The organism is Clostridia bacterium, assembly GCA_024685775.1.
In the GTDB taxonomy this organism is placed as follows: Bacteria; Bacillota; Clostridia; order Christensenellales; family CAG-1252; genus CAG-1252.
In genome coordinates, this window is the sequence record JAIKVL010000029.1 from 37022 (window position 1) to 49671 (window position 12650).

The 12650-nt window shown below is 51.3% G+C and carries 9 protein-coding genes; 7 read left to right on the forward strand and 2 right to left on the reverse strand.

From position 1 onward, the window contains the following. Positions 1-3: 3 nt before the first annotated feature. Both K5753_05400 and K5753_05405 read right to left on the reverse strand, forming a co-directional pair. On the reverse strand, positions 4-828 hold the full coding sequence (locus K5753_05400; protein ID MCR4726636.1) for an ABC transporter permease: 825 nt from the start codon (positions 826-828) through the stop codon (positions 4-6). A gap of 246 nt (positions 829-1074) precedes the next feature. Further along, positions 1075-1917 carry a hypothetical protein gene (locus K5753_05405; GenBank protein ID MCR4726637.1) on the reverse strand — a complete coding sequence of 281 codons (843 nt, stop codon included), beginning with the start codon at positions 1915-1917 and terminating at the stop codon, positions 1075-1077. A 95-nt stretch (positions 1918-2012) separates the two neighbouring features. On the opposite strand from K5753_05405, the gene K5753_05410 reads away from it, so the two are divergent. The 7 genes from K5753_05410 to K5753_05440 form a co-directional block, all read left to right on the forward strand. After that, on the forward strand, positions 2013-3770 hold the full coding sequence (locus K5753_05410; GenBank protein MCR4726638.1) for a sugar transferase: 1758 nt from the start codon (positions 2013-2015) through the stop codon (positions 3768-3770). Positions 3771-3773: 3 nt separating this feature from the next. Further along, positions 3774-4625, forward strand: a complete 852-nt coding sequence (locus K5753_05415; GenBank protein MCR4726639.1) for a DUF4422 domain-containing protein — start codon at positions 3774-3776, stop codon at positions 4623-4625. A 1-nt stretch (position 4626) separates the two neighbouring features. Further along, positions 4627-5445 carry a purine-nucleoside phosphorylase gene (locus K5753_05420; protein MCR4726640.1) on the forward strand — a complete coding sequence of 273 codons (819 nt, stop codon included), beginning with the start codon at positions 4627-4629 and terminating at the stop codon, positions 5443-5445. 81 nt (positions 5446-5526) lie between these two features. Continuing rightward, the gene (locus K5753_05425; GenBank protein ID MCR4726641.1) at positions 5527-7029 is read left to right on the forward strand and encodes an IMP dehydrogenase; all 1503 of its coding nucleotides are present in this window, start codon (positions 5527-5529) and stop codon (positions 7027-7029) included. Positions 7030-7220: 191 nt separating this feature from the next. After that, positions 7221-10883, forward strand: a complete 3663-nt coding sequence (locus K5753_05430; GenBank protein MCR4726642.1) for a hypothetical protein — start codon at positions 7221-7223, stop codon at positions 10881-10883. A 69-nt stretch (positions 10884-10952) separates the two neighbouring features. After that, the gene (locus K5753_05435; protein ID MCR4726643.1) at positions 10953-11849 is read left to right on the forward strand and encodes a LysR family transcriptional regulator; all 897 of its coding nucleotides are present in this window, start codon (positions 10953-10955) and stop codon (positions 11847-11849) included. A 23-nt stretch (positions 11850-11872) separates the two neighbouring features. Next, the coding region (locus tag K5753_05440) for an alanine--tRNA ligase (protein MCR4726644.1) at positions 11873-12650 on the forward strand (778 nt) is incomplete at its 3' end.

Sequence of the window (12650 nt, forward strand, 5' to 3'; positions counted from 1 at the left end):
TCCTCAAATGTACAGCAAGAATTTCTTCTTGGAGAAGTGGAAGATCAAGAACCCGACGAGAAACATTCCCGCGCCCCAAGCGTAGATCATCGCGTGGGAGAAAAGAGAGGGAACGGTCCCCGTCAGAAGCGATCTGAAATAGGTGACGTAATGAAACATCGGGTTGAGCTTTAAGATGTAAGTGGCGGTCTTATGACCTTTGATGAGCTCCAAAGAATAGAACAAAGGCGTCAGATACATCCAAAGGGTCAGGACGATGTCGTAGATATGTTTGATATCGCGGAAACGAATGTAGATCGTGGACAGAATAAAAGAGACGCCGAGGCAGAACAGGAGAAACGCGGGCAAAAGGGGCGCGACGGTCATCAGAATCGTGGGATGGAAGCCGACGCCCGGTTTGTTGATGAAAATGACCATAACGATAAACAGCGCGATCATCGAAAAGAAGAAATTCACGGTCGCGGAGAGGACGTTCGACAGAGGAAAGATCTCGTGTACGATGCGGGTTTTGGACAAAAGATCGTAGTTATTGACGATGCAGGGCAGAGAATTGATCGTCGCGTTGCGGAGAAGCCCGAAGACGATATTGCCCGACAAAATGTAGACGGGGTAGTAAATGCCGTCCATCTGGTTGCGATTAAAGAGCATCGAGAAGACGAGCGCGATGACGATCATATTCAAGAGAGGATTCAAAACCGTCCATAAAATGCCGAGCACGGAATTGCGGTACTGGTTACGGACGTTTCGATTGACCATGGATAACAGCGTGTTCACCGAACGGCGGAACTTTTTGTTGTTATCGGTCACCTCCACGTATTTTTTTTGCATATATACCTCATGACGAAGCGCGCGGAGCGCGAACCGTATTTTATCGTTGTCAATTTATGATACTATATCATACTTTTATTATTATGTCAAGATAGGGAGAGAGATATTCGGGGATTAAAAGGCTTCGCGCGCCACGCGGGAAAAACCGCGGTTTCTCGCCTTTCGCCGCGATTTATTCGCGATTCGGGATCAAAAAAAGAAAAAAGCGCGAAGAACTCTTCGCGCGCGAAAGTTTTCAGGGGGCGATTATTCTTTTACGATGCGGACGCGGGCTTTATGCGGGAATTTGCCGATATTGAGTTCGCCCGAAAGGTCTTTGTATTCGCCGTCCACGCAAAAAGGCGTGGGATCGGGGAGGGTGATCTTTGCGGATCTGACGGAAACGAAGGTGATGGTTTTTCCGATTTTTTCTTTGGAAAATCCGAGGAAAAAGACGCGGAAGAAGGGGAAAAACATTTTGATTCTGCCGAGAAGATTATCCTTTTTCGGGGCTTTGATCGCGATGAGTTGGAGTTCGTCCGAATTATCCCGATAGAGTTTGTTGAAGCGGAAACCGAAGCAACGGCGCGCGTTGGAGAGCATCAAAAGGGTAAAGACGCCTTCTTCGGAAACTTTGTCGCTTTCGATCTTCGCTTTGATGCGGTGAACTTTATAAGAGGAGACGACTTTGGAGAAATAGGCGAAGATCTTGAAGCGGCGCTTGCTCTTCGCGCTCGGGGCTTGCCCGATCCCCGTAAAGGAGCCCGCCGCCGCGACGTAGGCAAAGTCCGTTCCTTGAATTCTTCCGAGCATCGCGAGTTTTTTTTCTTTTTTGTTCCACCTGCCGTCCGCCGCTTCGTTAAAGGTTCCGAACGGAAGATAAATTACGTCCATCTCTTTGTCGCGGCAAAGGTTGAGGGCGTGATTCAACGTCCCGTCGCCGCCGCAGACGATGAGTTTATCGACGTTTTCCACGGAATAGGAGTCGGCGGGGTCGCGAATATATTTGACCGTGACCGAGTCTTCCGGAGCGTATTTTCGAATGAGTTCGTCTTCACGCACTTTGCACGCGTTTCCGCTGAGCGTGTTGACAAGGAGCAAACAGTTCATTTGACCTCGAAAGAAAAAAGGTTTATAATAAATTATTATACACGTTTCCCTCGCTTTATGCAACGGAAAACGCGCATTACGCATACTGAGGTTATATGTATAAGGCTTTTAAGTGGTTTATGGATCGATTGCTTGCTTTGATCGCGCTGACGATCCTTTTCCCGCTTCTGTTGATTCTGACCATCCTTGTCGCCGCGGATAGCCCCGGCGGTCCGTTTATCGTCCAAAAGCGAGACGGATATAAAAAGAAAACGATCAAAGTCATAAAATTCCGCACGATGTATTCCAAAAACGTCGCGTTCGACGTGGATCACGCCGTCATCGACGGGAAGAATAAGAACGTGACCCGCATCGGTCGCTTCCTTCGCGCGAGCAAGTTCGACGAACTTCCGCAACTCGTCAACATTCTGAAAGGCGATATGAGTTTCGTCGGTCCGAGACCCCTTCTTCCCGTCTATACCCCGCGTTATGAGCGCTGGGAGTTTCAAAAGTTCGCCTGCCATCCCGGTTTGACGGGGCTTTCGCAAGTCAGGGGAAACGGCTATCTCGCCGTCCACAGCCGCAGTTATTACGACGTCTTGTATACCGAAAAGATCTCGCTTTTCCTCGATTTCAAAATCCTTTTGATGACGGTCGGCGTCGTCCTCAAAGGCGAAAAAGCCTTTTTGAAAGAAGTAGACGACGAGGAGATCGCGAAAATGAAACGCCGATATCAATCCCCGGAAGGGGTCGTCACGGTCGGCGAAGTGATCGGAAACGCGAAGAACGGCGGGGTCAAAGCCGTCGTCGCGAATTATCTTTCGAATATGGATCTTTCGGGGCTGGAAGTCCATCTCTTTACCTACGGTCCTTCCGATTCGGACGCGTTCTTCGCGGAAAAGGGGTGGACCGTCCATTATATCCCGAATTTCATCAAATTTCCGCTCGCGATGCGGGCGTTTCGAAAAGAACTTCGCTCGTTAAAGTTCGACGTGATCCACAGCCATTTGACCTCGCTTTCCGTCTTTCCGTTGAAGGTCGCGATGCAAGAAGGAGTCCCCGTTCGCATTTGCCACGCGCACAGCACGACTTCTCCCGAGGAAAAGACCGCACCCGTCAAAAACTTTTTGAAAAAGTTCGCCGCGAAGTACGCGACGAGGCTGCTTGCATGCGGCAATCTTTCCTCTTCGTGGTTGTACGGAGAGCGCGCGAAAGAAGCGACGATTCTTTCCAACGCGATCGACCTCGAAAAGTTCGCGTTTTCCGAAGAAAACAGGAAAACCGTCCGCAAGGAACTCGGGATCGAAGAGGGCGCGTTCACGATCGGATGCGTCGCGCGATTCGTCTATCAAAAGAATATCCCGCTCCTCTTAGAGTCCTTTAAGGAAGTCTTATCCGAAGAAGAAAACGCGCGCTTGATCCTCGTCGGCAGCGGCAAGGAGCAAGGGAATATCGAAAAGCGGATCGAGGAACTCGGCGTCAAAGAAAAAGCGATCGTCGTTCCGGAGACCTCCGCACCCGAAAAGTACTATTCGGCGATGGACGTCTTCGCGCTGACTTCGAGATACGAAGGACTTCCCGTCGTCGCGATCGAAGCGCAGGCGTCGGGGCTTCCCTGCGTCCTTTCTTCGGCGGTGACGGAAGAAGCGAGGATCGCGGATAACGTCCGTTTCGTCTCGGGCGGCGCGAAAGAATACGCGGAAGCGATCCTTTCCGTCGATCGGAAAAGAGCGGATAACCTCGAAAAACTCCGCGCCGCGGGTTTCGATATCAAAGAGCGGGCGGCGGATCTGAAAGCGATCTACGAAGAAGAGGTCGCGCGATCCAAACAAGCCGCGCGAATCAACCTCGGAAAAACCGAAAAGGAGGATTGAAAGATGCGGGTTAAACTCCTCGTTGCCTGTCATAGCGAAAGCGAAAACGGAAAGGGGATCGCGGTGACCGTTCGGGCGGGCGCGGCGATCGCGGATAAAGAAGTCGTTTGCGATTTTTGCGACGACGAAGGCGAAAACATTTCCGCGCTGAATCCGACCTATAACGAAATGACCGTCGCCTATTGGGCGTGGAAAAACTATGCGCTTCTCGGGGATCCCGAGTACGTCGGGCTGATGCATTATCGCCGCTATTTTTATTTCGACGCGCGCATTCGAGACGCGGTCCTGCGCACCGACGTTCCGAAAGAAAGATTTGCGGAAAAAGCGAAGTTATCCGAAGAATACGCGGAACTTTTATTGAGCCACTGCGACTTCATCGCGCCGCGTCCCGCGCGCCGTCGTTCGGTGGAAAAGCAGTACGCGCTCCTTCACGACAAAAGGGATCTCGACCTCGTCAAAGAGATTATAAAGGATCTCTCACCCGAATATCTCGAAGCGGCGGAAACTTATTTCAAAGGGAAAGATTGCTTCTTTTTCAATATGTTCGTTTTGCCGAAAGAACTCTTTTTCCGCTATGCGGAATTCGTCTTCCCGATCCTCGCGGAATTTCAAAAAAGAAAGGACGGGGACGGACGGCTTTTTATTTCCGAAAGATTGACGGGCGTCTTTTTCGAGAAGCTTTTGCTCGAAGGCAAAAAGGCGACCTATCTCCCCATTCTCTATCGCGAGGGTCGAGGCGAAAACCGATTCCGCGTCTTCAAAAACGAGTGGAGAACGAGTAAGGGGATCAAAGCGAAGGCGCTGAGTTTTCGAAGACTGATCGCCTTTCGGCGGCATGAAAGCAGGAGGATATGATATGAACGCGTTCGATAAAGTCAGAGAATCCGTAAAGAGCGTTCGGGCGATCACTTCGTTCGAGCCGGAGATCGCGCTCGTCCTCGGAAGCGGACTCGGATCTTTCGCGGATGAGATCGAAGTCGAGACGGTGATTCCCTCGGACAAGATCGCTTTTTATCCGGGAAGCACGGTCAGCGGGCATAAAGGAAATCTCGTCTTCGGGCGAGTCGAAGGGAAAAAGGTCGTGATTCAGCAGGGGCGCGCGCATTATTACGAGGGCTACGCGCCGGACGAGGTCGTCTTACCCGTCCGATTGATGGGCGCGCTCGGCGCGAAAAAGGTGATTCTGACGAACGCGGCAGGCGGCGTCAATCCCGCGTTTCACGGCGGAGATTTTATGCTGATTACGGGGCAGATCGCGCAATTCGTCCCCTCTCCGCTTCGCGGGGAGAACGACGAAAGTTTCGGCGCGCGTTTTCCCGATATGAGCGAGATCTATTCGCGCCGTTTGATTGAAAAAGCCGAAGCGGCGGCGAAAAGGATCGGCGTGAAAACGCAAAAGGGCGTCTACTTGCAGGCGAGCGGTCCGAACTATGAAAGCCCCGAAGAGATCCGCGCGTTCTCCGTCCTCGGCGCGGACGCGGTCGGGATGAGCACCGCCGTCGAAGCGATCGCGGCAAGGCATATGGGAAAGGAGATCCTCGGCGTCAGTTTGATCAGCAATATGGCGGCGGGAATCCAAAAAACGCCGTTGTCGCACGAAGAGGTGAAAGCCGCGGCGGATAAGGCGTCGAGAGACTTCGTCCGCCTCGTTCGGGAGATCGTTAAAGATATTTGACGGAAGAAGGGAAAAACGCTTGCTTTTTCCCTTTTTTTAATTGTATTATTTACGTAATAAAATACGTTTAAGGAGACAATTATGGCGCGTTTTTATGATGAACCTTCGAGAACCTTCGGCGAATATTTGCTCGTCCCGGGCTACTCCTCTTCGGAGTGCACCCCTGATAAAGTCAGCTTGAAAACGCCACTCGTAAAATTTAAGAAAGGCGAAACCGGCCCGATCAATCTGAATATTCCGATGATTTCCGCGATCATGCAATCGGTTTCGGACGATAAGCTCGCGATCGCTCTCGCGAAAGAAGGCGGAATGAGCTTTATCTTCGGTTCGCAGAGCGTGGAAAGCCAAGCGGAAATGGTTCGCAAAGTCAAGTCCTACAAAAAGGGCTACATCGTTTCCGATTCCAACTTGAAACCTTCTTCCACCTTGCAGGACGTCCTTGATCTCAAAGAGGTCACCGGTCACAGCACGATGGCGGTCACGGAAGACGGGACTTCTTCCGGGAAACTCCTCGGTATCGTCGCAAGCCGCGATTACAGAATCAATCACACGCCGTACGACGCGAAAGTCGAGACCTTTATGACTCCGCTCGACAAGCTCGTCACCGCCGACGAGGACACGACGCTTTCGCAGGCGAACGACATCATCTGGGCGAATAAGATCAACACTCTTCCGCTCGTCGATAAAAAGGGCAACCTCAAATATCTCGTCTTCCGCAAGGATTACGATTCCCATAAAGAAAACGTTAACGAGCTTCTTGACAAGCATAAAGCCTATATGGTCGGCGCGGGCATCAATACCCGCGATTACGAGACCCGCGTCCCCGCTCTCGTGGAAGCCGGCGCGGATTGCTTGTGTATCGACTCGTCGGAAGGCTATTCCGATTGGCAAAAGAACACGATCAAATTCATTCGCGACAACTACGGCGACAGCGTAAAGGTCGGCGCGGGTAACGTCGTCAGCGCGGAAGGTTTCCGCTTCCTCGCGGAGTGCGGCGCGGACTTCGTCAAAATCGGTATCGGCGGCGGCTCGATCTGCATCACGCGCGAGACCAAGGGCATCGGCCGCGGGCAGGCGACGGCGGTCATCGAAGTCGCGAAAGCGCGCGACGAGTACTTTAAGGAGACGGGAATTTACGTCCCGATCTGCTCGGACGGCGGTATCGTCCACGACTATCATCTGACCCTCGCCCTTGCGATGGGCGCGGACTTCGTGATGCTCGGAAGGTATTTCTCCCGTTTTGACGAAAGCCCGACGCAAATCGTCAAGATCAACGGGCAATATATGAAAGAATACTGGGGTGAAGGCAGCGCGAGAGCGAGGAACTGGCAACGCTACGATCTCGGCGGGAAGAAAAAAGGGCTTTCCTTCGAAGAAGGCGTGGACAGTTACGTTCCTTACGCGGGAAAACTCAAAGACGGAGTCGCCGTCACGATCGCGAAAGTCAAAAGCACGATGTGTAACTGCGGCGCTTTGACGATCCCCGAATTGCAGGAAAAGGCGAACTTGACCGTCGTCTCCGCGACGAGTATCGTCGAGGGCGGCGCGCACGACGTCATTCGGAAAGGCAGCGCAGGGAATTGAGAACGAAATAGCGTGATACTATTTGGGTTTGGAAATAAAAGGTTCGGATGTCTCCGAACTTTTTATTTCTCGATCCGCGAGACCTCGGCGCGACAGCTTGCTTGAAAATGCGAAAAGTTGCACTGAACGGAATAAAGTGTTATAATGAATTTACCGCTCGAAAGCTATGCTTTCGTTAAAGAGATGGAATAATGAAAAAGAAAACGCTTTTGCTTTTATGGATCTGTTTGATCGTCTGCTTTTTCGCAGCGTTTTTTTCTTGCTCGTTATTCGGCAAAAAGACGGAGGAAAAGGCGCAGTTTACGGCGGATATGGTTCGCAAACCCACCTTTGACGGCGTCTTCATTTATACCGGTGAACCGATCGTCTTATCCGAATGGGCGTTTGAGATCTTTTTTGACGGGTGTTTCGTCCAGAGAAAGTACTTTGAATTCGAGTATAAAGACAACACGAACGTCGGCACGGCGACGATCATCGTCAAAGCGACGAGTGATAACCCCGTCCTCAAAGGACAAGTTGAACTTCATTTTACGATCGCTGCGTGTCCGGATTATGAATACCACGGTGAATCGGTTGCCGAACTCAATGCGATTCTCTCCGATCCGAATATCGCTTCCGTCGAACTTTGGTCACATTTGACGGTCGAAGAGGGTGAAAAATTATACGTTCCGGAAGGGAAAGGGTTGTATTTGTCCGGCGCTTATACCTTGACCGTTTACGGCGATTTCGAGAACGACGGAAGGGTCGATGTCTCTTCGCCGTACGAGTATAACGGCGTAAAGCGAGAAGCCGTAATCTATAACAAAGGAAGAATCCTTAATCACGGAAAAATGGAATTCAAAAGCGGGGGGTTTTTGAATTCTTTCGGTTTGATCGAGAGTGACTCCGAGATCTCCGTCGGCGGAAAAGTCTGCGTGAACGACGAAAAACCTTCGTTCTTCCGTGAGCACGATGAAGGCGTCGTCTTCGTGCGCGTGCCCGTTTCGGGAAGGTTCGTTAAGATCTCGGAAGAAAATAGGACGTGCGCTAAAGGAAAAGCTTTTTACGAGCCGCAGGTCACGCTTATGGGCGAGAAAGACGATAATTTTACCGTCGAATATCGAAATAACGATCACGCCGGCGAAGCGAGCGTTATCGTTACCCTGCGCGAAGACAGCACGGCGTATTACGGAACCGCCTCGGTCTCCTTTGAGATTTATCGGGGTTACGTCTCCGTTTCGGATTTTTCGGAACTCAAAACCTATTCGGAAAGCGGTGATTTTGTCCAATATGGAATTATGAATTTGACGATCGGCGAAGGTGAAACCTTTTCTTTGAAGCCCGAAGAAACTTTGACGGTCGGGGATCGACTTACCGTAAGCGGTACGCTTGAAAATGCGGGAACGATTTTAGTCAGAAAGAATCAAACGGTGATCCAAGGCGTTTTTAGGAATTCGGCGAACGCTTCTTTTACGGCAGAGGACGGTTTGCGCTTCGAGGGATCGTCCGCATCCGTAAACGAAGGGAGCATTCTTTCTAAGGGAACTTTGACCCTTAGCGGCTGTTTTGAAAATCGGGAAAGCGGATCGCTCGAATCAAAAATGTCGTGCGGTCAATACGGCTCCGTCGAAAACGCAGGTTCGATCACACTTCAAGGCGAGGCTCATTTCTACGCTTCGTCGACGCTCCGTAACGCAGGCGGTTTGATCGATATGAAAAAGAACTCCGTTTTTTACGATATGAACGTAGTCAATACCGGAAAGATCGTAAACGGAGGCGATCTCGTCTGTTTAAAACTGACGCGCTTTGAAAACATCCCGAACGGTTTCGATAATGAAAACGGATGTATTTGGACGTTCGATCCTTTTCCTTACGTTACGAAAAACGTGACCATCCGAAAGTATCTGACGGACGAATCCGTCGATTTCTCTCCCGAATATACCGAAATCTTTTACGACGGAACGAGAAAAGAGCCCAAGTTTACGGTGAACGGTGAAAATATTCCACAAGATGAATATTCAAAAAGTGCAGTATATCTCGATCGAACCGATGCGAACCTGTATCTCAATGAGCCGGGGACTGTCGAAGTAAAGATACGGATCAAAACGAATTATTCGAAATATGCGGGCGAATATTCGTTTACCTACGTCATTAAACGCGCTACGATCGAAGTCTCGAATTATTCCGAATTGAGCAGAGTGCTTTTGAGAGAAGGATACGACAAAATCTATTTGACGGACGATATCGTTTTCCCCGTTTACGGGGATTGTTATCTGCGTCCGGATACCGCGCTGTACTTAAACGGGCATTCGATCGTTTTCGGCAGAACGTTCGATAATTACGGGACAATCGTCTCCGATTCGCCTCTTCCGACCGATTACGCACCTAAGAAAGATACCGCCGCGATCGTTATTCTTTCCGGAACTACGTTCAGGAATTTCGGTTCGATCCAAAATGATAACTTCCTTTACGCCGAGGGCGGATCGATTTTCCAAGCGAATGCGAAAGAAAGTTCGGCGGTAGAAGGCGGCGCCGTCGTCAATAACGGATTGATCTATGCGAATAACGAGTTGACCGCCACGGGAGAGGGGCGGGCGTACGTCCGAAAAGCCGTCTCCGAAATCGCGTCGACGTTTACGATCGCCGAATCGGTTTATACGGGTTCTCCTCTTTTCCCCGAGGTGGTCTGCCTTTACGGCGGCGAACCGATGGATGCTTCGCGCTTCGAATTGTCGTATTCCGATAACGTAAACGCGGGAACGGGGCTCGTTACGGTCAAAGTTGCGGACGAATTCGACGAGACGCTGTACGGTTCGACCGAATTGTCTTTCCTCATCGCGCGCGCCGAGTTCAAAGTCCCCTCCTTCGGGCATCTTCGTCTCGCCGCGCAAAACGTGAATTACGAAAGGATCTTCTTGGATAGCCCGATCGAAGTCATCGAAAACGTTACGCTTTCGGAAGCGCAGACCCTCGATATCGGTCCGTGGGCGCTTTCGTTCGCGCAAGGGTGCTCCTTGACGATGGGTAAGGATTGCCGTTTGATCGTCGAGGCAGACACGAAAGAGCGGTTTATGCAATACGTTTACGTCGCGGACGAGATCACGTTGACCGCCGATCTCGCGGATCGGATCGAGATCTTATTCTATCCGTTTGGCACAGCCGGAATCGAAGGGGGAAATCTCCGTTCGACCGTCGTCCATACGAACGGTCATAGTTTCTTGGGCGGGCTCACGTTCAGTAACACGATATTACAGGATTTCTCGATCGAATTCGAGAATTCTTCCGACGCGGTGAGTAAGATCGGCACCGAAGTCGGAGGCTACGCTTTGGATATCGGATCTTGCACCAAACCCACGAGTTTCTCTATGCGGAATCTTACGGTTTACGGTTGCAGCGTCAGCGGTGAATTGGTGGAAGAATTCTGTTTTTCGGCGGATGGTTGCGAATTTCTAGCATCGCGCGAAACGCAAGAGGCTTATGCGATCAAGATTTGGTCGACTTCCGGAGGAGGTTTTCGCGGGACGTTTAACGATTGCGTTTTCGACGGGGCAAACGGTTTTTATGTAAATAAGAGCGCAGGGTACGATCGCGATACCCAAAAAGTGCTTCCCGGGATTTTCCTCGATCATTGCGCGATCCGCGCCTACGGTCCGGTCGACAACTATCGCCAGCAGTACGGAAACGCGATCATTTTGGATCGAAGTAATGGGCTTGGGAGAATCGCCTTAAAGATGACGGCTTCGAGTGTGTACAGTCAAAACGGAAACGCGATCCGATTGCTCGGCACGGGGAACTTTTATCCCGACTTCGATTCGGACACGACCTTTGAATTCCCCCAAGGTCGATCCCGAATGCTTTGGGATTCCACCACCTAAAAAATCCTTGCCTTTTGCGCGCGTTATGTATATAATTCTTTATAGACATTAAACGGGGAGGTGCGCAAGATGGTCAAATTGGAATTTTACAGAGTCTTTTACGTCGTCGCGAAGACGGGTAATCTTTCCAAAGCTTCGAAAGAGCTTTTTATTTCGCAACCCGCCGTTTCTTATGGGATCAAGCAACTCGAAGAGCAGCTCGGCGGCAGGCTTTTCGTCCGCACCGCGAAGGGAATGGAGCTGACTCCCGAAGGAAAAATGATCTATTCCTACGTTTCCCGCGCCTACGACGAACTCACTGCAGCCGAAAATAAGTTTTCTCAAATGCGCGCCCTCGAAGAAGGGACGGTCCATATCGGCGCGTCCGATACCGTCAGCAAATATTTTCTTTTGCCGCGCCTCGAAGGTTTCCGCAAAAACTATCCGAAGATCACGATCAAGATCACGAACCGCACGACGGATGAGCTCGTCGCTTTGCTCAAAGCGGGCAAGGTCGATATCGGGTTTATCAATCAATCCGAAGGGAAGGAAAAGCCCGGATTGGATCTCGTCTCCTGCGCGGAGATCGGCGAATGCTTCGTCGCGAAAAAAGGAGAGAGTTTTTCTCATCCGTTATCCGTTGGCGAGCTTACCGCGCTCCCTTTGATCGTCCTTGAAGACAAAGCCAGCACGCGCCGCGCCGTGGAAAAGGCGATCGAGGTCGCAGGGGGGACGCTTTCTCCCGCTTTCGAGCTTTGCAGCGTGGATCTCATCGCGGATTGCGTCAAAGCGGGTCTCGGGGTCGGATGCATTACGAAAGAGTATTTCGAAAAAGACATCGCGTCGGGCGCTTTGACGGAAGTTCCGCTCGCGTTCCCGCTCCCGCGCCGCTCGATCTCGATGGCGACGCTTTCGGGAATGCCGCCTTCTTTCGCGACGCAGAAACTCAAAGAATATTTCGAAACATTCGCGCAAAACGCGCGTTAAAACTAAAAAAGGAAGTCATTTTTATGGATTCGATCACGTTACGCAAACTTTATCTTGACTTTTTTAAGGAAAGAGGACACGCCGTTATTTCGGGCGCTTCCCTGATCCCGGAAAACGATCCTACCGTCCTGTTTACGACGGCGGGTATGCACCCCCTCGTCCCCTATCTCTGCGGTGAAAAGCACCCGCAGGGCACCCGCCTGACGGACGTCCAAAAATGCGTCCGTACCGGCGATATCGACGAAGTCGGCGACGCCACGCACTGCACCTTCTTCGAGATGCTCGGAAACTGGTCGCTCGGCGATTATTTCAAAAAGGAAGCGATCTCTTGGAGCTATGAATTCCTGACGAAAGTTTTGAAGATCGACGTAACCCGTCTTGCGGTTTCCGTCTTCGCGGGCGACGAGACCGCCCCGCGCGACAGCGAAGCGGCTTCCATTTGGGAAAGATGCGGCATTCCGAAGGACAGAATCTTCTATCTCCCGAAGAAAAATAACTGGTGGGGACCCGCGGGTCAGACCGGACCTTGCGGCACCGATACCGAGATGTTTATCGACACGGGCAAGCCCAAATGCTCCGAAGAATGCTCTCCGGCTTGCGATTGCGGCAAGTATATCGAGATCTGGAACGACGTCTTCATGCAGTACAATAAGCAGGCGGACGGCAGTTTCGCTCCCCTCGCGCAGAAGAACGTGGATACCGGTATGGGTCTCGAGCGCACCCTTTGTATCCTGAATGGATACAAGTCCGTCTATGAGACCGACCTCTTTGAGGATGGGATCAAGAAGCTCGAGGAGCTCT